This window comes from Nocardia sp. NPDC050713 (assembly GCF_040654315.1).
Taxonomy (GTDB): domain Bacteria; phylum Actinomycetota; class Actinomycetes; order Mycobacteriales; family Mycobacteriaceae; genus Nocardia.
Map to the genome: position 1 here is coordinate 63,169 of NZ_JBFAHS010000001.1, position 21,461 is coordinate 84,629.

Sequence of the window (21,461 nt, forward strand, 5' to 3'; positions counted from 1 at the left end):
GCGGCACTAAGGGGATCCCAGGATGACCACTCTCGCCTCCGGGGTGTTCATCGACTGGGAAGAGCTCACCGGCCAGACGAAGTTCGTCGTCGACCTGGTCACTTTCCCGATTTTCAGCGCGCTCGCGGGCTGGCTGACCAACTGGACCGGCGTGCTGATGCTCTTCTGGCCGGTACAGTTCCGCGGCGTCCGCGTGCCGGGCCTGCATGTGCTGTACCCGTACCTGCCGCGGCGGGTGCAGGTGCTGCCGACCTTCTCCGGCGACGGGCGCCGACTCGGCTTCCAAGGCTTCATTCCGGCGCGCGCGGAGAAGATGGCGAGCATCTGCGTCGACAAGGCGCTGATGCGGATCGGCAGTCCCAGGGATTTCATCCACGAACTCGACCTGGACGGCATCGCCGACTACATCGCCGAGCTGGCGCGCAAGCAGGTGCAGCCGCTGGTCGACGAGGTGATGTACCGGGAGAACCCGGACCTGTGGCGCTCGGTGCCACGGCAGATGCGACAGGTCATCTACCAGCGGGTGGACCGGCAGCTGCCGAAGCTGTGCCGGCGGGCCTTCGATTCGCTCGGCGACAACATCGATCAGCTCATCGACATCAAGAGCTTCGTCATCCGCTACCTGCGCGAGAACCCGTACATCCTCAAAGATCTCACCACCACCATCGCGGCCCCCGAGCTGAAGTTCATGGTGCGCATCGGTTTCCTCGGCGCGCCGTTCGGCCTGCTGATGGCGCTGTATCTGCACGTGCACGACCGCATTCCGGTGCTCGGTTGGGTACCCGCCTGGGTGATCGTGCTGCTCAGCGCGGCGGCGATCGGCGTCGTCGTGAACGTTATCGCGGTGAAGATGGTCTTCGAGCCGGGCGATCCGCAGCCGAGGTACAAGTACCTGTGGCGCCAGGCCCTGCTGGCCAAGCGCCAGCCGCAGGCCGCGACCGACCTCGCGCGCATCCTGGCCTACCAGGTGCTCACGCTGCCGAACCTGGCCTCGGAACTGCTCGACGGACCGAACGGCGACAAGACCCGCCAGCTCGTCGAGCGGCTGATCTCGGAGGAGATTCACCGTCAGCTCGGGCCGACGCACTCGATGGTGCGCGCCGCGTTCGGCAAGCGGCAGTTCGACAATCTGAAGGTCGGCGCGGCGGGTGCCGCGGTCGCGTTGGCGCCGAGCATGATCGAGGACGAGGAGTTCGCGCGCGAGCAGGCGAAGAAGATCGACGAGTTCGCCGCGCGCAAGTTGCAGCAGCTGAGCCCGGGCGAGTTCATGGAGATGTTCTACGCCTCGGTGGAGCAGGACGCCTGGCTGCTGTACCTGCACGGCGCGGTGCTCGGGCTGGCCGTCGGCGCGGCCCACCTGGTGCTTTTCGGCTGGTAGGTCGCGCCGGAAATACAAGCACGCGTGCTTGCATTTTTTCCGCACCGCTGCGATGCTTGGTCATACCAGGCACACGCGGCGGTGTGCCCGCGATCGGCAAGGGAACTCATGGCTGACCTCGAGGCGCTGCTCGGCGATTTCGGCGACGAATGCGCGGACCTGGAACGACTTGTCGCCCCGCTGGCCCCCGCGGAGTGGGCACGGCCGACGCCCGCGCCCGGCTGGAGCATCGCCCATCAGATCGGGCACCTGACCTGGACCGACGAGATCGCGTCCGTCGCGGCCTCCGATGCCGACGAGTTCGCGAAACAGGTCGCCGCCGCCGCGCCCAAGGCGCTGACTTTCGTCGACGAGGCGGCCGAGGAAGCCGCCGCGGCCCCGCCCGCCGAGCTGCTCGAGCGCTGGCGCGCCGGACGCAAGACCCTGATCGAGGCGCTGCGCGCCGTGCCGGCCGGGACCAAGCTGCCGTGGTTCGGCCCGCCGATGAGCCCGGCCTCGATGATCACCGCGCGGCTCATGGAGACCTGGGCGCACGGTCAGGACGTCGCCGACGCGCTCGGCGTGCCGCGCGAACCGACCGCGCGGTTGCGCAGCGTGGCTCATCTCGGCGTACGGACCAGGAACTTCGCCTATTCGGTGCGGGGCAAGACGGCGCCCGCCGAGGAATTCCGCGTCGAGCTCACAGCGCCGGACGGCACGATGTGGACCTGGGGTCCGGAGGACGCGGCGCAGCGGGTGACCGGGCCCGCGCTGGACTTCTGCCTGCTCGTCACCCAGCGTCGCCATCCCGACGACCTGGCGGTACGCGCCGACGGCACGGATGCGCAGGAGTGGTTGACGATCGCCCAGGTCTTCGCGGGACCGTCCGGGGAGGGCAGGGCCGCAGGGCAATTCGCCTGATCACCGCCGAAATGGCAGGCAGCCCGGCCGGACACCGTCCGACCGGGCTTCACCCGACCCGATCCGAAAATTCGGGAGCGGGCGAGCGCCACACTTGGGTGCGCCGTTCGCGTCGACGGCCGGACGCCGTTGGCCGGGTGTCTAAGAGTGGCAGTCGAGAATGACGCTCGCCAGCTAAGCGATTTTTACCCTCTCTTCAGATGCCGGAAACATCCGTAGGGCGGTCTATTGTGATCCTGCTCGCACGGATGCCGTCCAAGATCGCGGAGCGTCGTAACCTGGACAGGCGTTCGGCTTTCAACGATGCGGGCCGACGACGCGAGGGGAGTCGGGGCGGAGGGAAAGGAACGCATCGTGACGGCACACAAACCTGCTCAGATCGTGCGTCATACCGCGATCGTGTTGGCCGGTGCGGCCAGCCTCAGTCTCACCTTCGTCGCAGGCTCGTACATCGGGAACCAGATGGCCGACACCCAGTCCGCAGGCGCCGGGCAAGCCGCGCCGCCGCCCGCGCCCGTCGTCGAGCCCTTCGCGCCGCGTCCGGGCCCACGAACCGTCGACACCTTGCTGGCCGGTGAGACGCACGCGCTGCCGTCGCCCTACCAGGCGTCCGTCTTTCCCGCGAAAGTCCTTGTGCCGCAACCAGATCCAGCTGCCACCCCGCAGCGACCCGCCGGGGTCGGCGGGCGTTTGGGCCTCGGTAACGCCTACGTCGGCGCGCAGGTCGCCCCGGTCCGCACCGGCACCGTCGCGTTCACCGTCGACACCAACGCCTTCTCGACCCTCACCGGCCTCGTGTTGTCCGAACCCGTGCGCGACCACCTCGGCATCGACCTCGACCCCACCGGAATCACCCGGATCCGCGCCGAAATCGACACCCGCGGCGGCGAAATCGCCCTCGTCCTCTCGGACGCCAACCTCGGCGAACACACCATCGAACTCCACCCCCACCCGACCCCGACGGACGAAAACACCCCCACCGACCCGGACGCCCCTGCGGGCAACGACATCCAGTCCGCGCCCTCGGCCCGAGCCGAATCCACCGTCACCCTCTGATCCGGATCCCGGATCAGGGGGCTTACGCACCGCTCGACGATACGAAAAGACCCGGCCCTATCGAGAGGCCGGGTTGGTGCTGTCACCGTAAAAGCCGGGCGGGACCACCGCCAACGCGTTTGCGCCGCACCCCGGTACTGTCGGCTGACGTGTACGACTTTTGCGTGATCGGGGGCGGGATCGTCGGGGTGGCGACGGCTCGGCGGCTGGTGGAGCGGTATCCCGGGGCTCGGCTGGTGTTGGTCGAGAAGGCCGGGGGGCTGGGGACGCATCAGACGGGGCACAACAGTGGGGTGATCCACTCCGGGATCTATTACGAGCCGGGGAGTCTCAAGGCCGAATTGTGCAGGCGGGGTGCGCGGTGGACGAAGGATTTCGCCGCGGCGCACGGGATTCCGTACGAGGTGTGCGGAAAATTGCTGGTGGCCACCGACTCCGCGGAGTACGAACGGATGCTGGCGCTATACGAGCGCTCGGTCACCAACGGGGTGGAGGTCGAACTCGTCGACGCCGCCGAACTGGTGCGGCGTGAGCCGCGAATCACCGGCGTCGGCGCGCTTTTCGTGCCGAGCACCGGCATCATCGACTACCGCGAGGTGACCGCGGCACTCGCCGAACAGGTCCGCGCGGCGGGCGGCGAGATCGTGCTCGGCGCGGAGATCACCGCCATCGAGGAGACCGACTCGGCGGTGACGATCACCGGCAAGACCGGCACGTGGACGGCCCGCACCCTGGTGGTTTGCGCCGGACTGCAAGCGGATCGCATGGCGCGGCTCGCGGGTCTGCCGATCGACTTTCGCATCGTTCCGTTCCGCGGCGAGTACTACCAACTGCCGCCCGAACGCGCCGGTCTGGTGCGCACGCTGATCTATCCGGTGCCCGACCCGAACCTGCCGTTCCTCGGCGTGCACCTGAGCCCGACCATCGACGGCGAGCTCACCGTCGGGCCGAACGCGGTGCTGGGTCTCGCGCGCGAGGGCTATCGAAAGGGCAGCGTCGACCTGCGCGACGCCAAAGAGGTCGTGGGCTTCCCCGGCGTGCACCGGGTCGCCCGCACGCACCTCAGGACGGGTCTGCGGGAACTGCGCAATTCCCTGTTCAAGCGCGGCTATCTGGCCGAATGTCGCCGCTACTGCCCGGAACTCACCGCCGCCGACCTGCGGCCGCGCCCGGCGGGCATCCGCGCCCAAGCGGTGTTGCGCGACGGCACCCTGGTCCACGACTTCATGATCGAACGCACCGCGCGCTCGGTGCACGTGCTCAACGCGCCCTCGCCCGCGGCGACCTCGGCCATGCCCATCGCGGAGTACATCGTCGACCAAATCTGACGCCACCTCGGCGACCGGCCGGTTTGGATATGGAAAGGCGTACCTCCGCCTTCGCTCCGGCCACAGGCTACGGGCGGACGGCGTCCGGCTGTGTCGACCGGGCTACTGTCCGATTTGCGCCCAACCCCTCGAATAAAAAGGAGAGCTGTAGTACTTTTGTCCGCAGCCGTGGATCAGGGAGGGCCTATGGGCCACATCAAGTACGCGAGTGACGTCGGGGCACCGGTCGAGGTGGCATTCACGTACACGGACAACCATCTTTTCGTGCCGGATTGGATGTTCGGCGTCGCTTCCTTCGAACCCACCGGCGAGCTGGACCAAGGTCCCGGCGCCTGTTTCGCGACAACGGTCCGACTCGGCCTGTGGCATCCGAAGATCCCTTGCGAGATCACCGAATATCGCCGCAACGTGGTGATCGGGTATACGCTGCGTGGGCGGTTGTCGGGAACGCTGACGCTGCGTTTCGACCCGCTCGGCTATGGACGGTCGGTGCTGACCTCCGAAGCGGAGTACGCTGCACCTCGCGGCTTCCTCGGCCGCATGTGCGCGGGCTTGGTCGACAGTGCCGTGCGATCGGCGCTACGTCGCACCGAGTCCCAATTGCGAAGGGAGATAGAGGAATTCCACGGTACCGATCTTGTCGGTCGGATTGCGTAAGGTGCCAGCCATGATCATCGTGAGCACCGACGGATCCTGCCTCCGAAACCCCGGCGGCGCTATCGGCTGGGCTTGGGTCAATCATCAGGGGGGCGCCTCGCGCAGCGGGGGAGCCGCGACGGGGACGAATCAGATCGCCGAGCTACGCGCGGTCCTGGAGGCCATCGAGGCCCACCCCGGCGCCGAACCCCTTCTGATCGAAAGCGATTCGCTCTATGCGATCAAGTGCGCGTCGGAATGGATCTCGAGCTGGCGGCTGAACGGCTGGCGCACCTCGACCGGCGGCGCCGTCAAGAACGTGGAGATCATCAAGCAGATCGACCGCGCCATCGCGAGCAGGCCGGGTCCGGTCCGATTCCGTTGGGTGCGCGGCCATGTCGGCAACTACTTCAACGAGATGGCCGACACCCTCGCGGGCGAAGCGGCACGGAAGGCCGCCGCCTCGGCGTCCGTCGCCGAGGCCGACACCACCGAGCTCACCGCCGTGGAAACGCCGAAAACCACGGTGCCACTGGCGAAGACGACCGTTCCGCTCTCGGTGACGCTGGCGAAAAGCGCTGCACCGCAACAGCGGAATGCCGCACCGCAACAGAAGACCACCGGGCCGCGGGCCTCGGGGAAGGCGGTCGCGTCGGCTCCTCAGACCTTGACCTTGTTCTGAGCAGCTCCGCGACCGCATGCAGGACCGCCCGAAAGACCTCCGGCGGTGGTGACTGGGCCCACCGCCGGAGGCGCTTTCGGAGAACTGTCGAGTGATCAGTTGCCGGGTTGCGGCTGCGGCTGCTCCGTCGGGGCCGGAGCCGGAGCGGGCGCCGGAGCGCCGCCGGGCAGGCCGGTGCCGCCACCCTTCAGCATCGGCGAGTCGAGCTTGGCCACCTTCCACTTGCCGCCCTCGTTCTGCAGGTCCGCGACGATGACCACGAACTGCCGATCCGGCTGCTGCTGGGTGAAGTTGGTGCGGAACTGGGTCAGCGTCACCAGCACCTTGGCCTCGCTGGTGTCGCCGGACTGGTACCCGCACTGCACGTCGTCGGCCCAGGACTTGACCTGCGCCTGCTTCATGGCGTCGGTGAGCGCCGTGGTGGCGTCGGTGAATTCCTTCAGGAACTCGCCGGTGGAGCCCGCCTTGACCTTGTTGAAGTAGCCCTCGAGGTCCTTGGAGTAGTCGTAGACCGAGACGTCGCGGCCGAAATCGCACGCTGCGCGCGTCGCGTCGTTGACGGCGGCGAGCTCGTCCGACTTCTTCTGTGCCTGCTGGTAGAACACCACCACCGCGGTGACGGCCGCGACGAGCAGAATGCCCGCGACGAAGGCCGCGATCACCGGCAGCAGATTCGAGCGGTCCGGGCTCGCCGCGGGTGACGGCTTCGGCTTCGGCTCGCTCTTCGCCTGCTTCTCGCCCGCCTTCCCCAGATCAAGCTTGGCCGTCGCCGCGTCGCTCGCCCCCGCCGCGTCGGTCGCGGCATTCTCCTCGGCGGACTTCTTCGTGGTCTCGGCGTCTTTGTTGGTGTCGGCGTCGTCGGTGGACATCGATAAATCCTGCTCTTTCCCGGCGCGCGCACGCACCGAATCGGCTCGCCGGCCCGCATGCGCGAACCGTACGCGTTCTACCAGCGAGTATGCCGGGCCGACCGAACAGGCGGTGGCCCGGGTCACTCACCGCACCGGGGGAAGGGTCCGCTCGTTGGGATCCACGCCCGGCGGCATCTGGGCGCCGTTGTTCGGCACGTTCGGCCGCGGCGCGTTCGCGGCGCCTCGGATCTGCTGCCCCGGCGGCGGATTCACGCAGTAGTTCCACTTCGGGATGCTGCCGTCCTGGACGACCTCGTTGCGGATCTGCGGGGTTTCGTACGTGCAGTACGGCCGGGGCCAGATGTCGATGATCGCGTGGAACTCGCCGTCGTGCGCCGGGATACCGAGCGCCTCGGCGCCGAGCGCGAGCGAGGGGAACAGCGCGCGCAGCGCGGGCAGGCGCAACTGCGCGGCCTTGGTGATGGCGACGAAGTTGGTCGCGAGGCTGGTGATCGGGTCCGAGGTCTGGTCGAGCACCGCGCCGAGGCTCTCCAGCTGACCGGGGCCCGAGTCGAGCACGCCGACCAGTTCCGCGTTGGCCGCGTTGAACTGCGCGAACAGCTCGCCGGAGTTGGCGGTCAGGGTGGCGAGATCCGGCTGCGCCTGCGACGTGGTGTCGGCGATTGTGCGCAGGTTGGTGATCAGGCTGGTGGTCTGCGGCAGCAGTGAGTCGAGACCGGACGTCGCCAGGCTGATGCCGTTGACCAGGCCGCGCAGCTGATCCGGGCCGCCGCTGAGCGCGACGTCCAACTCGGCGAGGATGACGCTGAACTTGTCCGGATCGACCTGCGCGATCAGCGCGCTGGTGTTGTCCAGCACCGACCACACCGGCGTCGGCGTCTTGACCGTCTCGGGATCGAACTCGACAACCGCGCCGTCGGCCAGGAACGGACCGTCCTCGGTGCCGGGCCGGAAGTCGATGTACTGCTCACCGGCGGCCGACAGCGCCTGCACCGCGACGTCGGTGTCGACGGGGATCTTGTATCGCCCGTCGATCTCGGCCGTGGCGGCGATGGCCTGCCCGCGGTCGGTCAGCTCGATCGAGGTGACCTTGCCGACGCGGTAGCCGCGCAGCGTCACGTCGTTGCCGGGCTGCAGGCCGCCGGAACGGTCCAGGTTCACCGTCACGGTGTAGCTGGACCGCAGCGGATTGATCCGCATGACGCTCACCAGCAGGTACGACGCGCCGACGAGCAGCACGAGCACCAGGCCGACCCCCGAGAGGATCAGCTTGTTCGTCCAGAGCTTCGACACCGCGCTCATCGGTGGCCTCCCACCCGCTGCTGCACGAGCTGCAGCACCTGGATCAGGCTGCCCGCGAAGTCCTGCAGGTCTTCCAGGTTCGGCAGCCTGCCGTGCTGCGGATCGGTCAGCGCGCTGAGATCGAGGTTGGTCGCGGTCGCGTAGACGGCGAAGCTGCGGCCGCGGAAGGTGGCGTCCACCTTCGGGCGGATGTCGTGCAGACGGTCCATCAGCAGGCCGAAGTCGTCGCCCGTTCGCGCGAGCGCGTCCATCAGCGCCTGAGTGTTGGTCAGCAGGTTGCCCAGCTGGTCGCCCGTGGTGTCGGAGTAGTCGCCGAGCGCGGCGCTGGTGACCGAGATCTTGGTCAGCAGCTCGCCGATCGCCCGGTTGTTCTCGGCGACCGCGCCGATCATCTGGGGCAGCGTGTCGGCCACCTGGCCCAGTTCCGCGCGCCGCGAGTCGAGCGTGTTCGCCAGCGTGCTGAACTGGTTCAGCACCGCGTCGACGCGGGCGGTGTTGTCGTTCAAACTGCCGACCACACCGGTCAATTCGTCGATCAGGTGCGCGACCTGCGGCCCGCGCCCGCCGACGATGGAATCCAGTTCCGAGGTCAGCTTGGTGAGCGAGGCGATGCCGCCGCCGTTGAACAGCATGGACACCGAGATGAGCAGCTGCTCGACGGTGGCGCCCGCCGAGGTGTCCTCGATCGTCAGGGTGTCGCCGTCGTGCAGCATCGGCGCGCCCGGCTCGACCTTCGGCTTGGACAGCGCGACGAACACGTCACCGAGCGGGGTCGCCTGGCGCAGTTCGGCGGTGCTGCCCTTGGGCAGCTCGATATCGCTGCGGATGCTCAGGTCGACGACGGCCTGGAAGTTCTCGGTCGTGATGTTGGTGACCACACCGACATCCGAACCGCCGATCTTCACCTTGGCCTGGTCGGGCAGGTTCAGCGCGTTCTCGAACACCGCTTGCACGGTGTAGGTGTCGCCCGCCTGCCCCGGCTTGGGCAGCGGCAGGTCTTCGACCGTGAATCCGCAGCCGGAGGTGATGCCCACCCCGGCCACCGCGGCGATGGCGACGAGCGCCCTGCGTGCCTTGATCGTCATCCGGTACGTCATTTCGTCAGTCCAAGCAGTGCGGCGGTGAGCCCGTAGTCGGGTCCGAAGTCCTGCATATTTCCGGTGCGGCACCCGTCGGCCTTCATCTGGATCCGCTCGCAGAACAGGGCGACGATCTCGCCGTTGAGCGCGGTGCCGATGATGGCGTGCAGGCGCACGTAGCGACCCTCGCGGTTGACGATCCTGTCGATGTTCTGCATCGCCATCGGGGCCACGTCGGCGACCTCGACGAGGCCGTAGGCGTTGTCCCGCAGCTGGTTCGTGACGTTGGTCAGGCCCGCGAGGCTGCTGGCCAGCTCGCCCTGGTAGTCGCCGAGCGTGGTGCTCGTGTTGGCGAGGAAGTCGTTGAGCTGGTCGAGCGTGGCCTGGAGACCGGGAGCCTGCTCGGCGAGCAGGCCGGTCATCTGGGTCACCCGGTTGCTGAAATCGCGCACGGACTGGTCGTTCTCGGCCAGCATCGTGGTCAGCTCGTTGAGCTGGATGATGATGTTGGAGATCGCGTCCTTGTTGTCGACGCCGACCTTCAGCGCGCCGGACAGGGCGTTGAGGGTGTCGCGCATCTTCTCGCCGTTGCCGTTCAGCATCGGGTACAGCACCCGTCCGGAGAGCGGGCCGATGCCCTCGACACCCTCCTGCGGCTTGAGCGCCGCGGCGAACTGGTCGATGGTCTTGATCATCGTGTCCAGTTCGACGGGAGTCCTGGTGCGCGCCTTCGGCAGGTGGGTGCCGTCGGTCATCGTCTCGCCCTCGGTGTAGACGGGGGTGAGCTCGATGTGCCGGTCGGTGACGATCGACGGCGAGACGATCGCCGCCTCGGCGTTCTTCGGGATCTTCACGCCGGAATCGACCGAAAGGTGCACTTCGACGAGGGTGCCCTTCGGCACGATCTTGTCGACTTTGCCGACTTGGAGACCGAGCACCGTGATCGGGTTGCCCTCGTAGATGCCCGCGATGTTCTCGAAGTCGGCGGTGATCTTCATCGTGCCGCCGAGCGCGTCGTTGACCGAGGTCGGCAGCAGCGAGCAGCTGCCGACCGTGAGCGCCGCGGCGCTGATCGCGACCAGCTTGGCGGCGGTTTTCAGCTTGGCCGCGTGAGCGAATCTCATCACTGGCACCCCTCGATAGCTTGGGCGAAGCACAACCAGTTGTCCGGGAACAGCCACGGCAGACCCACGTCGCCGTACGGGCCGCTGCCACCCCACGAGTTGGCCAGGTAACGCACGGTCGGCGGCAGCAAGGACAGGATCCGGTCCAGATTGTCCTTGTTCTTCTGCAGGCCCTCGGCCATCGTGTTCAGCTGCTGGATGGTCGGGCCGAGCTGACCTTCGTTCTGCGCGCCGATCTCCTGCAGCTGCCTGGTCAGCGCCGCGATGTTGTCGAGCAGCTGACGCAGCAGGTCCTGGCGCTCCATCACCCGGTTGGCGATGGCCTCGCCCTGGGTGATCACCAGCAGCACGCTGTTGCGGTTCTCGCCGAGGATCGTGGTGACCCGGTCCAGGTCCTTGAGCAGCTGGTCGACCTCGCCGCGGCGGGTGTCGATCACCTTCGCCAGCGCGCCGACGCTGTCCAGCGCCTGCGCGGTCAGCTCGGGCGAGTCACCCATCGACTGGTTGATCACGTTCAGCGATTCGGCCAGCTTCGCGGTGTCGAGCGCCTCGAACTTCGGGGTGCCGATCTGCACCACGTCGGCGAGGTTGTACGGAACCGAGGTGTTGGACACCAGGATTCGGCCGTCCTTCAGGCCGGAGCCGTCGCCCGGATCCAGGTCGACGTACCTGGCGCCGAGCAGCGTCGCCATCTTGATCGAGGCCCGGGCATCGGGGCCGAGCTTCACGTTGTTGTCGACGTTCATCGTGAGCAGCACGTGGCTGCCCTCGAGCTTCGCGCCGGTCACGGTGCCGACCGGAACGCCAGCGGCGTTGACCTTGTCGCCGACCTTGATCCCGGCCGCCTGCACGAACTCGGCCTTGACCGTCTGATCGCCGACACCGAGCATCCGGATGATGCCCGACGCCATCAGCAGCACCACGATCAGAGCGGCGCCGACGACGCCGAGCCAGAAGTAGCGGTTGCTCTCGAAGCGGTTCCTCATCTTCGCGATCATGGGCGGCACACCGCCGAGTGCGCGGTACCGCCGATTTGCGAGAACAGACCGCGGGGGAACAGCACGCCGTAGAGCGAGATGTCCAAGCCACAGAGATAGGCGTTCGCGTAGGCGCCCTCCGAGGTGTGCCTGCCCGCCGCCGAGAGGACGTGCGGCAGGTCGATCGCGGCCTGGTCGAGCTTGGCGCCGTTGTCCAGCAGCAGCGTCAGCGCGGCGCTGGTGGAGTTCTGCGCCGTCTGCAGCTTGGGCTGGATGTTGCCGACCATGCCGACCAGCGACGTGGTCGCGCTCGCGATCTGCTCGGTGGACGCGAGCAGGGACTGGCCCTGCTCGTACAGTCCGCCGATCAAGGCCCGGGTCTGCGTCACCAGGGTCTCCAATTCATCACCTCGTTTGGCCAAGCCCGCCATCACACCGGACAGGTTGGCGATCACGCCGGACAGAATCGCGTCGCGACGCTGGAAATCGGTGGCCAGCTGGGCGGCCTGCACGATGAACGAACTCAGCGAGACGCCGTCGCCCTGCAGCGCCTGGATGAACGTCTCCGAGAGCCGGTTCACCTGCTCGGGCTGCAGCACCTGGAACAGCGGCTGGAACCCGTTGAGCAGACCCGACACGTCGAACGACGGTTCGGTCCGCTCCAGCGGGATCGAGGCCTTGTCCTTGAGCGGCGCGGGGTTGGCCGCCTCGCCGGGGGCGAGCGCCACGTACCGCTGGCCGATCAGGTTCTGGTAGCGGACAAGGGCTTTGGTGTCGTCGTAGATCGTCTGGTCGCTCTGCACGATGAACGTCACGTTCGCGACCGACTTCTTCGTCCGATCGTCGCGGGCGAGCTCGATCTTCTCGACCTTGCCCACCCGCACGCCCGCCATGCGCACGTCGTCGCCTTCGCGCAGACCGAGCACATCGGTGAACGTCGCGGAGTAGGTCTTGGTATCGCCTGCGACGACCCGCGCGAGGGTGTTCCAGACGACCACCGTCACCAGGATGGAGACGATGGCGAAGATACCGAACCCGATCAGCGGCTTACGGATACTCATGCCTGCGCCTCGCTAGCGCTCGGCTCCGGCATGTGCATGGCACGCTGGCACATGATTCGCTCACTGCGTTCACTCATCGAGCGGCACCGCCTTCGGACACTTCCATCGTTCCGCCCTTCAGAATCGAACTCAGCAGCAGGTACTCCGCGGTGGTCGGCTTGCGGCCGAGCAGCTTCTCGATCGCCGCGTCACCCTGGTAGGAGATCGGCCGGGCATCCGCCGGAGCCGCCGCGGGCGCGGGGGCGGGCGGCAGCAGGCCGGGCAGACCGGGCAGCGCCGGGAACAGACCCTCGAGCGGGGTACCCGCGAACGGCTGCTGCGCGGTCTCCTGGCGGTCGGCGACGATCCGGCCCGGATCCGGCATGGTGACGCCGGGGATGAGCGGCAAGCCGGGCATCGGCACCACCGGAGGCAGCCCGGCGGCCGAGTCCAGCGCGCGCGGCCGCAGGTTCTCCGGCAGCGGCGGCAGCTCGTTCACCTCGGGCGCGGTGGCGCAGCTCGGTCCGGCCATCTCGTCGTAGCGCGGGCAGTCCGCGACGGTGTACGGCGTGTACGGCGTGAGCGTGATGCCCGCGTTCCAGATCTGCTGCTGCTGCGGGCCCCAGCGGAACGTGGTGTTCATCGCCCGGACCGACTCGCTCAGGTTCAGCAGCGTCCTGGTGATCGCGTCGGGATCGGCGGTGAGCGCGCCGAACAGGTCGGAGGTGCCGACGGTGACTTCCTTGCCGACGTCCGGGTTGCGGGCGAACAGGTCGTTCACGCGGTCCACGGTGCCGCTGGTCCCGGTGATCAGCGCGACGAGCTCGTCGCGGCGTTCGGCGATGGTGCTGGCGGTCTGCACCGAACTGCCGAGCACGTCGAGCAGTTCGGGCGCCGACTCGTTCAGCGCGCGGAACGAGCTGGAGAAGTCGTTCAGGAAGACGCCGAGATCCGGGATGGACTCGTCGACGGCGAGCACCCAGCGGTCCAGCCGCTCGATGGTCGAGCCGGGCATCCGGCCGCTGCCGTCCAGCGCCTGCGAGAGGGTGCCGAGCACCCGGCCGAACTGCACGGGGTCGATCTTCTCCAGGATGTTGCGGACCGTTGTCAGCGTGTCCTGCAGTGCGATCGTGCCCTTGCTGCGGTCCTCCTCGATGACCGACCCTTCCTTCAGGTAGGTGTCGGACGGGCCGTTGAAGACCAGTTCGATGGAGGTGACGGCGAACAGGTTGCTCGGCACGACGCGGGCGGTCACGTTGGACGGGATGTCACCCGCGTACTCCGGCTTGAGCTCGATCTGCACCTTCTGCAGTTCGCCCTTGGCCGCGACCTCGACCTCGTCGACCGCGCCGACCAGCACGCCGCGGAACTTCACGTCGGCTTCCGACGGCAGGCCGTCACCGGTGGTGGTCAGCTGCGCGACGACGTTGACCTTCGGCACGAAGTAGCCGGTGTAGCGCGCCATGAGGAAGGCGAGCACCAGCGCGAAGACGATCAGTCCGCACACGCCCGCGATCAGCAACTGCCGCATCGTGGGCCCGCGCCCACTGGGATCGATGATCATCTGGCCCTTACCCCGAGATCCGGATTCCGGGGTTGACGCCCCAGATCGCCAACGTCATGAAGAGGTCCGCGAAGACGACCAGGATGATGCACATCTTGATCGCCCGCCCCGCCGCGACACCGACGCCCTCCGGGCCACCCGAGGCGAAGAAGCCGTAGTAGCACTGGATGAAGGTGGTGATCGCGACGAAAACGATCGCTTTGAGCAGCGAATACAGCACGTCGGTCGGTATCAGGAACTGATAGAAGTAGTGCGCGTAGGTACCGCTCGGGGTACCGCCGACCAACTGCACGGTCAGCGAGCAGGAGATGTAGGCGGTCGCCAGGCCGAGGCAGTACAGCGGGACGATCGCGACGATGGCCGCGAACATCCGGGTGCTGACCAGGTACGGCAGCGGCCGGATGGCCACCGACTCCAGCGCGTCGATCTCCTCCGAGATGCGCATCGCGCCGAGCTGAGCGGTGAATCGACAGCCCGCCTGGGCGGCGAATGCCAGTGAGGCGAGCAGCGGACCGAGTTCACGTGTGGTCGCGAAGGCGGAGATCGCGCCGGTGATCGGGCTGAGGCCCAGCAGGTTCAGCGAGGTGTGGCCCTGGATGCCGACGGTCATGCCGCCGAACGCGCTCAGGATCACGATGACGCCGATGGTGCCGCCACCGACGACGAGGTTGCCGTTGCCCCAGGTGACGTCGGAGAGCAGCCGCCACACTTCTTTCGGGTACTGCTTGAGCGCCAGCGGAATGGAGCCGACGGATCGCAGGAAGAAGAACACCTGGTGGCCGAGCCGAGCGACGAGATCGACCGGCGCCTGCGCGGAACGCTTGAGTCCCTGGAGTGGCCGCAGCAGCGGTGGTACGTAGGTTGATGACACCGGCTCAGACCACCTGTGGGGGGAAGAGTGCGTTGTAGACCTGGGTGATGATGAGGTTCACGCCGAAGAGCATCAGCGCGGAGCTCACCACCGCCGAGTTGACCGAGTTCGCGACGCCGCCCGGGCCGCCTCGGGTATTGAGGCCGGTATCGCAGGCGATGATGGCGGCCAGCAGACCGAAGATCAGCGACTTCACCAGCGCGACGAGCAGATCGCGGGTCACGGCGAACGAGGAGAAGGTGCTGACGTACGAGCCGGGCGTGCCGCCCTGGGCGAAGATGTTGAAGATGTAGCCGGTCAGGAAGCCGACGAAGACGACGAAGCCGCAGAGCAGGACGCTGACCAACATCGCGGCGCCGAGCCGCGGCGCGACGAGGCGGCGCATCGGGTCCACGCCCATCACCTTCATGGCGTCGATCTCCTCGCGGATGGTGCGCGAGCCGAGATCGGCGCAGATGGCCGACCCGACCGCGCCCGCGATCATGATCGAGGTGACCAGCGGCGCGCCCTGCTGGATGATGCCGAGGCCGTTGGCCGCTCCGATGAACGACGTCGCGCCGACCTGTCCGGCCACCGCGCCGACCTGGATCGAGACGATGACGCCGATGGGAATCGCGACGAGCAGCGTGGGCGCCGCGGCCACATTGGCCATGAAGGCGCACTGACGCACGAATTCGCCGAAGGGGAACCTTCGCCGGAAGATGGCGAGGACGAGTTCCGCCACGGCGGCGATACCCATCGTGATCTGTCGGCCGAAGGTCTCCAGTGACCGCTTGGGATGGTCTTCCCAGTACGACCTCGTCCAATCGACCGCTTCACTTATCCGTGATCCCGTGGGAGGACTCTTGGTCGACTGCACTGGCTAACCCCTCTCGACGCCGGTTGCTCACCCCGACGACTTGTTTGCTTGACGCACCTTACTACGGAGTAGTGCAGAACACACCATCCCCATGTGATTGCAGTCATAGATGTGAGTCACCGTCGGGGAATGTCCTAGAGCGCGCGGTCAGGCCTTTGTCTTGCGTCCCAAAATAAAGCGTCCAGATTTTAGAACAAGTTACAGGTGGGGCGCCTCTATATGGGCGTCGTCCACTATCACCGATCAATTACGCGGAAAATATTCATCTAAAATTGACGTCTTATTCGAGGGCTCTCGAATGCGTTCCAAACCGTTTGGAAACGCATTGAGCGTGTCATCCCGCGACCTTTGTTATAGATCCTAGCTATCACCATCACGATTCGGCGGCACCCGCCGGGACGAGACGCGCCCGAGACCGAATACTGACACGATGTATGCGACAGATTGATATCGTGCGGGCTTCCGACGTCTGGAGGGACATGTTCAGCAAACTCGCCAAGGCGGCCAACGCCGTCTTCGCCGTCGCCCTCGGTGCGGCGCTGCTCGGGACGGGCGCGAGCCCCGCGGCCGCCGCGCCCGGTCCGCCGGTGATCGGGGGCGGATCCGGCATCGTCATCGACAACATGTTCGAGTGCACCGTCACCACGGTTGGTCACGACAACGCGGGCAGACTGGTCGGACTCACGGCCGGACACTGCGGTGACCCGGGCGCGCAGGTGTACGCCGAGGTCGATCGCGAGGCGGGTGTGATCGGTCGCTTCGTCTACTCCAACTCGGAACTGGACTACGCCGTCATCGAGTTCGAGCCGGGCGCCATCACCCCGGTCAACCGGATCGGCAACGTCACCATCACCGGCATCGGCGGACCGGCCCAGTTCCCGATGATCGTCTGCAAGGAAGGCCGCACCACGGGCAACACCTGCGGCATCACCTACGGCGACGTGTTCGGCACCAATATCGAGACCTGGACCCAGATGTGCGTCGTCGAAGGCGATTCCGGCGCGCCCGTGGTCGCGGGCACGACCCTGGTCGGCATGGTGAACGCCTACCTGGCGATCGCGTGCTTCGGCCCCGAGGTCGGCACCAACATGAGCGCGATCATGAACGACATCAACGCGCGCGGCGGCATCGGCGCGGGTTACGTGCCGATCTGATCGGCCACAGCACAGACCACGAGGAGCGGGCGGCATCGCCCGCTCCTTTCTGTTACGCGGAACTCCGCGGACCCCGTGGAGCGTCGACGAGGCCGTGGCGTGGCGCGACGGCCGGGCCCGCGACCGCGCACTGCGGCAGACACTCGACGCTGGCCGGGTCCGGCGCCCGGCGCGGCGGACGCAGCAGCACGGCGGCGATCAGCGCGCCGACGGCAAGCAGCCCGACGCAGATCCACATCGCGGTCTCGAACCCGTCGTCGAACGCGGCCGGGTCGGTGAGCGAGCCGGAGATCCCCGCCAGCCCGGGCAGCGCGGCGACCGCGAGCAGCTGGGCGGTCCTCGCCACGGCGTTGTTCACGCCGGAGGCGATCCCGGCCTCGGACGCGGGCACCGCGCCGAGCACGGCGCCGGTCAGCGGGGCGACGAGCACCGCGAGCCCGAGCCCGAAGACCACCACGCCGGGCAGCACGTCGCCGACATATCCGGCGGCCGGTCCGATGCGCAGCAGCAGGATCAATCCCGCCGCCGCCAGTAGGGGGCCGAGCGTCATCGGGACGCGCGGCCCGTGCGCCTGAGCCCAGCGTCCCGCGGGCGCGGACAGCGCCAGCATGATCAGCGTGATCGGCACCGTGGCCAACCCGGACAGCAGCGGCGAATAACCCGCCACCAGTTGAAGTTCCATGACGAGCAGGAAGAAGACGCCGCCGAGCGCGGCGTAGACGGCCAGCGTCACCAGATTGGCCGCGGTGAACACCCGGGAACGGAACAGCGCGGGCGGCACAAGCGGATGATCGCTGCGCACCTCGATCACCACGAAAACCACGAGCAGCAGCACGCCGGAGACGGCCAGCAGCGGCATCGCGTCGATCAGCCCGAAGGTCAGCGCGCCGAGTCCCAGCGCGACCACCACCGCGCCAGGGACGTCCAGTCGCGCGGCGGCATTCGGATCGAAGCTCTCCGGAACGTGACGCAACGCCAGGACCACGACCACGGCGACCAGCGGCACGTTGATCAGGAAGATGGACTGCCAGCCCACCCAGTCGATCAGCCAGCCGCCGAGGAACGGCCCGAGCGCGCCCGCCACGCCGCCGAAACCGGACCACAGCCCGATCGCCGCGCCCCGATCGCGTTCATCGAGCGACGAGGAGATCAGCGCGAGGCTGCCCGGGGTGAGCATCGCCCCCGCCACGCCCTGCGACACCCGCGCCGCCACCAGCATCTCGATGTTCACCGCCGCCGCGCAAAGCACCGAGGTGACCGCGAAACCGACCGCGCCCCAAACGAAGACCCTGCGCCTGCCGAGCTTGTCGCCGAGCGAGCCGCCGAGCAGGATGAACGAGGCCAGCGTCAGGGTGTAGCCGTTGAGCGTCCATTGCAGACCGGCCACATCGGTGTCCAGCGACTCCCCGATGCGCGGCAGCGCGATGTTGACGACGGTGGCGTCCAGCGAGGCGACCGAGGAGCCGAGGATGGTGGCGAGCAGGATCCAGCGGCCGGTCGCCGAACGCAACCGGGGCAGCTCCTGGATGGTGCTCACCGGTCCAACCTATAGGCGCAGCCGGACGTCAGTCCGTCGACAGCCCGCGCACGGCCGGAGCGCGGGTACGTCTCGCGGTCGTCAGAGTTCCTCGACGCAGACGACGAACCGGCGCTCGGAGTACTCGAATCCGATGCCGCTGTCGCAGACGCTCGCGTCGGCGGCGCCCTGCTCGATGGTGGTCACCCGCACGCCCTGCGAGCCGCGCTCGGTGCAGTCGATCCGCTTCGGATCGTCGCCGCCGACGTCCATGCAGCCGCCGACCACCCAGTCGATGTCCAGGCACAGCGCGCCCTGCTGCACGCCGTTGATGGTCTCGGCGTAGTAGTTGTCGCGATCCGCCGGGCACGCCGAGCTGGTCTCGGTCTTGCCGATGACCTTGTAGTTGGACGCGCGGCTGCCGCAGGACGCCTTCGCGATGGTGGCGTTGGTCGTGGTGCCGCCGAGGGTGACGCAGTCGCCGATGGACGCCTCGAAATCGGTGCTGCCGCCGGTCGGCGTGGGACGGCCGGACGTCGGCCTGCCGCTCGACTTGGGGGCAGAGGTCTTCGGAGTGCTGGTGTTGACGGCGTCGACGGTCCCGCTGTCCAGCGCGGGCTGCGCGGTGCCGTCGATGGTCGAGCTACAGGCCACCAAGGTGAGCGCCGTGGCGGCGGTTCCGAGCGCGAGCGCGAGACCGGATAGCAGTTGACGAGACACGTACAGTCCTCCCGAGCTGTAACGCTCCGAACCTATACCCCCGTAAGAATCCGAAGTTGACGATCTGATCTTCAAATATCACGCCATGCATACACCATCACGGACGCGGTAGTCGAGTCGAAAGGGACACAGTCCAGGGGCGCTGCGGAAAGGCCTCGGCGGCAATGGACCTGGGTATGGTGGGCCCTACGGTGTGAAAGGGGTAGACCGTGAAGCTGATCAGCGCGATCATCTGCTCGACCGCCGCGGTGGGATCCTCGTTCGCACTTCCGGCTCTCGCTTCGGCAACCGATGCGCATTGCGGTTCGGAGCACGGTGTCGACGTCACCGTCATCGATGGTCGGGCCGGGTGCCGGGCCGCCACCGACTCGGAAGGACAGGCACGATCGGCCGGTTTCGACGGGGTGGGTTACGCGCGAGCAACCTCCGGGGCGATGGCGCTGGGCATCGGCGCGGCGGGCGGCATCGGCGCCAGCGAGGGCGCGGGCGGGATTCCGGTCGCGCTCGGCTTCGGCCCGGACGCGCTGGCACTGACCACGATCACCGATCCCGACGCGGCGGACGGCACCACGATCGCGATCTCGATCGCCTTCGAAGGCTCGCGCGCGCAGGTCAGCAGCGAGGAACGCACCGTGGTGTGCCTCGGGTCCGCGGCCTTCGCGTGGAACGCGGCCACCGGTGCGTCCTGCCTCGCGACGCCGTTCGGCCGCTGGGTCGCGTCGCACTGAACGAGCCGGTCGAACCGCGGCCGTGGGCGTCTCGTAGGTAAGGGCATGGCGACAGAGACCGCCGCACCGGCTCCGCCTCGGTTCTTCGCACTGCACGCGCTCGCGGCCGGGCTGGACTTCGAGCGGTATTTCCGGTGGCGGCGGGCGCGCGAGGGTGATCCGTTCTACGTCAGGTTCCCCGGCTTCGGCGCGGTGCTGTTCACCGGAACACCCGCGGGCGCGCGTGAACTGTTCCGCGCCCCGATCGACCTGCTCGAACCGCCGCGGCCGAATCCGATCGAGCCGCTGGTCGGACCGGCCTCGCTGATTCTGACCTCGGGCGCCGTGCACCGACGGGATCGGACCTTGCTCGCGCCTGCCTTCCACGGCGCGCGGATCCGCGCCTACGGCGAGCTGATCCGGACCGCGACGCTCGACGAGATCTGCGCCGGTCCGACGCCGTGGCGTCCGGGTACGCGCGTCGATTCGCGCGCCGCGGCGCGGTCGATCACGCTGCGGGTGATCCTGGAGGCGGTCTTCGGCGTGCGCGCCGGCGAACGACGGGCCGCGTACACCGCCGCGATCACCGAGTTCCTCACCGCCTTCTCCGGCCCGCTGCTGCTCGCGCCCGCCCTGCGGCGCGGTGCGTTCGGTCGGGCGCCGTGGGATCGGTTCGTCGCAGCGCGCGCCCGCTTGGATCGACTGATCCGCGAAGACCTCGCCGAGCGCGAAAGCACTGCGCGCCAAGACGACCGCGACATCCTCGGCCTGCTGCTGAGCGCGCGCTACGACGACGGAAGCGCACCCACCGACGCCGAGCTCGGCGACCAGCTGCGCACCCTGTTGGTCGCCGGGCACGAGACCACGGCGACGAGCCTGGTCTGGGCGCTGTACCACCTGCACCGTGTACCGGAGACCCTGCGCACGCTGTGCGCGGAGCTGCGCGAGGCGGGCGATACACCGACGGAAATCGCGGCGCTGCCCTACCTCGACGCCGTCTGCCAGGAGACTTTGCGCCTGCATCCGCCGGTGCCGATCGTGCTGCGCCGGGTGACCGAGCCGTTCGCGCTGCGCGGCGTGCGCTTGGCCGCGGGCGAGACGATGGGGCTCGCGCTACCCCTGCTGCATACCGACTCGGACATTTGGGACAATCCTGAGCGGTTCCGTCCCGGACGGTTCCTGGACCGTCGCTACGGCCCGTTCGAGTTCGCACCCTTCGGCGGCGGACATCGGCGCTGTGTCGGGGCGAGCCTGGCCGACTACGAACTGCGCATCGCGCTCGCCACGGTGCTCGGCCGCGTGCGGCTCGCGCTGCCGCCGCGCTACGCGCGCGGGCGGGCGCCGCTCTCGGTGCCGCACAACATCGCGACGGGACCGCATCGGTCGATCCCCTTCGACGTCCTGGCGTGATTTCTGTCACGAAACTGTTTGATCTTGCAGAAAACCGGACGGACCGCAGGTTGCCGCACTTGCACCGGACTTGCGGACCTGACCGGGCCGTTTGACCGAACTCAGTGATCGGCTTTGACTGATGTGTCCCAGGACACATCTGACCAATAGGGCGAATAACCGGATATTGGCACTGGCTAGCTGTCGCATCCAAACGGTAGGAATGAACAGGGGTCGGGCGTCAATACCCGTGGGGTGCTTCGAAGGCCCCCGTCAGTATCCGTGGCAGCTCCGATGGACCCGTGAC

Annotated in this window: 20 protein-coding genes; 9 read left to right on the plus strand and 11 right to left on the minus strand. The window is 67.8% G+C overall.

Translation table 11 applies throughout. The annotated features are described in order from the left end of the window. Window positions 1-22: 22 nt before the first annotated feature. The 6 genes from AB0H49_RS00260 to AB0H49_RS00285 all read left to right on the plus strand — a co-directional run bounded on the left by AB0H49_RS00260 (window position 23) and on the right by AB0H49_RS00285 (window position 5,980). The gene (locus AB0H49_RS00260) at window positions 23-1,378 is read left to right on the plus strand and encodes a hypothetical protein (RefSeq protein WP_357245540.1); all 1,356 of its coding nucleotides are present in this window, start codon (window positions 23-25) and stop codon (window positions 1,376-1,378) included. Between the two features lie 108 nt (window positions 1,379-1,486). Beyond that, window positions 1,487-2,278 carry a TIGR03084 family metal-binding protein gene (locus tag AB0H49_RS00265; RefSeq protein WP_357245543.1) on the plus strand — a complete coding sequence of 264 codons (792 nt, stop codon included), beginning with the start codon at window positions 1,487-1,489 and terminating at the stop codon, window positions 2,276-2,278. 354 nt (window positions 2,279-2,632) lie between these two features. Further along, window positions 2,633-3,334, plus strand: a complete 702-nt coding sequence (locus tag AB0H49_RS00270; RefSeq protein ID WP_357245545.1) for a hypothetical protein — start codon at window positions 2,633-2,635, stop codon at window positions 3,332-3,334. Window positions 3,335-3,498: 164 nt separating this feature from the next. Continuing rightward, window positions 3,499-4,662, plus strand: coding sequence for an L-2-hydroxyglutarate oxidase (lhgO, locus tag AB0H49_RS00275; RefSeq protein WP_357245547.1), 1,164 nt, complete (start codon window positions 3,499-3,501; stop codon window positions 4,660-4,662). A gap of 156 nt (window positions 4,663-4,818) precedes the next feature. Next, a complete protein-coding gene (locus AB0H49_RS00280; protein ID WP_354998332.1) occupies window positions 4,819-5,319 on the plus strand; it encodes an SRPBCC family protein in 501 nt (166 codons plus the stop codon). A gap of 10 nt (window positions 5,320-5,329) precedes the next feature. Then, complete coding sequence (locus AB0H49_RS00285; RefSeq protein ID WP_354998331.1) at window positions 5,330-5,980, plus strand: ribonuclease H; 651 nt, start codon at window positions 5,330-5,332, stop codon at window positions 5,978-5,980. A gap of 95 nt (window positions 5,981-6,075) precedes the next feature. Here the strand turns inward: AB0H49_RS00285 and AB0H49_RS00290 are convergent, their stop codons facing one another. The 9 genes from AB0H49_RS00290 to AB0H49_RS00330 all read right to left on the minus strand — a co-directional run bounded on the left by AB0H49_RS00290 (window position 6,076) and on the right by AB0H49_RS00330 (window position 15,632). Next, a complete protein-coding gene (locus AB0H49_RS00290; RefSeq protein ID WP_354998330.1) occupies window positions 6,076-6,849 on the minus strand; it encodes a hypothetical protein in 774 nt (257 codons plus the stop codon). A 126-nt stretch (window positions 6,850-6,975) separates the two neighbouring features. After that, window positions 6,976-8,154, minus strand: a complete 1,179-nt coding sequence (locus AB0H49_RS00295; protein WP_357245551.1) for an MlaD family protein — start codon at window positions 8,152-8,154, stop codon at window positions 6,976-6,978. Beyond that, window positions 8,151-9,239: an MCE family protein gene (locus AB0H49_RS00300; protein ID WP_354998328.1), complete on the minus strand. Its 1,089-nt coding sequence runs from the start codon at window positions 9,237-9,239 to the stop codon at window positions 8,151-8,153. The genes AB0H49_RS00295 and AB0H49_RS00300 overlap by 4 nt, the downstream gene beginning before the upstream one ends. An 8-nt stretch (window positions 9,240-9,247) precedes the next feature. Next, window positions 9,248-10,357 (minus strand): MlaD family protein, encoded by a 1,110-nt coding sequence (locus AB0H49_RS00305; RefSeq protein ID WP_354998327.1) that lies wholly within the window; start codon window positions 10,355-10,357, stop codon window positions 9,248-9,250. Further along, on the minus strand, window positions 10,357-11,352 hold the full coding sequence (locus AB0H49_RS00310) for an MCE family protein (protein WP_357246571.1): 996 nt from the start codon (window positions 11,350-11,352) through the stop codon (window positions 10,357-10,359). Before AB0H49_RS00310 ends, AB0H49_RS00305 begins: the two co-directional genes overlap by 1 nt. Then, a complete protein-coding gene (locus AB0H49_RS00315; protein ID WP_354998326.1) occupies window positions 11,352-12,395 on the minus strand; it encodes an MCE family protein in 1,044 nt (347 codons plus the stop codon). The genes AB0H49_RS00310 and AB0H49_RS00315 overlap by 1 nt, the downstream gene beginning before the upstream one ends. Before the next feature lie 73 nt (window positions 12,396-12,468). Continuing rightward, window positions 12,469-13,938: an MCE family protein gene (locus AB0H49_RS00320; protein WP_357245556.1), complete on the minus strand. Its 1,470-nt coding sequence runs from the start codon at window positions 13,936-13,938 to the stop codon at window positions 12,469-12,471. 7 nt (window positions 13,939-13,945) lie between these two features. Further along, entirely contained in the window at window positions 13,946-14,809 is an 864-nt protein-coding gene (locus AB0H49_RS00325; RefSeq protein ID WP_357245559.1) for an ABC transporter permease, read from the minus strand. Window positions 14,810-14,813: 4 nt separating this feature from the next. Continuing rightward, window positions 14,814-15,632: an ABC transporter permease gene (locus AB0H49_RS00330; RefSeq protein WP_246124245.1), complete on the minus strand. Its 819-nt coding sequence runs from the start codon at window positions 15,630-15,632 to the stop codon at window positions 14,814-14,816. A gap of 515 nt (window positions 15,633-16,147) precedes the next feature. Between AB0H49_RS00330 and AB0H49_RS00335 the strand changes: the two genes are divergently transcribed. Then, window positions 16,148-16,822, plus strand: coding sequence for a S1 family peptidase (locus AB0H49_RS00335; RefSeq protein ID WP_354998323.1), 675 nt, complete (start codon window positions 16,148-16,150; stop codon window positions 16,820-16,822). A 52-nt stretch (window positions 16,823-16,874) separates the two neighbouring features. Here AB0H49_RS00335 and AB0H49_RS00340 read toward each other — a convergent pair whose 3' ends face one another. Further along, complete coding sequence (locus AB0H49_RS00340) at window positions 16,875-18,359, minus strand: MFS transporter (RefSeq protein WP_357245562.1); 1,485 nt, start codon at window positions 18,357-18,359, stop codon at window positions 16,875-16,877. Between the two features lie 81 nt (window positions 18,360-18,440). Beyond that, window positions 18,441-19,058, minus strand: a complete 618-nt coding sequence (locus tag AB0H49_RS00345) for a hypothetical protein (RefSeq protein WP_357245565.1) — start codon at window positions 19,056-19,058, stop codon at window positions 18,441-18,443. Window positions 19,059-19,267: 209 nt separating this feature from the next. Here AB0H49_RS00345 and AB0H49_RS00350 point away from each other — a divergent pair, with 209 nt between their 5' ends. Next, a complete protein-coding gene (locus AB0H49_RS00350) occupies window positions 19,268-19,786 on the plus strand; it encodes a DUF6764 family protein (RefSeq protein WP_357245567.1) in 519 nt (172 codons plus the stop codon). 45 nt (window positions 19,787-19,831) lie between these two features. Continuing rightward, a complete protein-coding gene (locus AB0H49_RS00355; protein WP_357245569.1) occupies window positions 19,832-21,175 on the plus strand; it encodes a cytochrome P450 in 1,344 nt (447 codons plus the stop codon). Window positions 21,176-21,461: the final 286 nt, after the last annotated feature.